Source organism: Peribacillus sp. SIMBA_075, assembly GCF_046534585.1.
This window is the reverse complement of record NZ_JAWRYN010000196.1, coordinates 1-372: the sequence shown is the minus strand read 5'-3', so window position 1 is coordinate 372 and position 372 is coordinate 1. Positions and strand designations below refer to the sequence as shown.

At 40.9% G+C, this 372-nt stretch carries 1 protein-coding gene; it reads right to left on the bottom strand.

Translation table 11 applies throughout. From position 1 onward, the window contains the following. Nucleotides 1-46 precede the first annotated feature (46 nt). The coding region (locus SB775_RS27795) for a head-tail connector protein (protein WP_410864370.1) at nt 47-372 on the bottom strand (326 nt) is incomplete at its 5' end.

Genomic DNA, 372 nt, shown 5'->3' with positions numbered 1-372 from the left:
CTCCAAATACTCGACTGTATGGATTAACACTGAGCGTCTAATTGGTTTAGCCATGCACACACACGCCTGAGTAAAGTAATCCAGTATGCTTTAAGTAATCAACAACAGTAATAGCATAACGGTCATAATGACTTGGCCCTTCAGCCGCTCCTGCACTCATTCCATTTTCAGAATAAGCACCTACAGAAAATCCTCCGCCACCTTCACTTACAGTTGCAGAAGTCTCTCCATTAATCGCTAAAAACTCAACTTGTGCAGCAGTAGCTTTCTTTACCTGCTTCTTAATAAAAGGCGCCAACTTATCAAAGTCAGCACCTTCTAATTTGTAATTTATAATATGGTCAATCTGGTCACTTGCACGAGAAATCAACC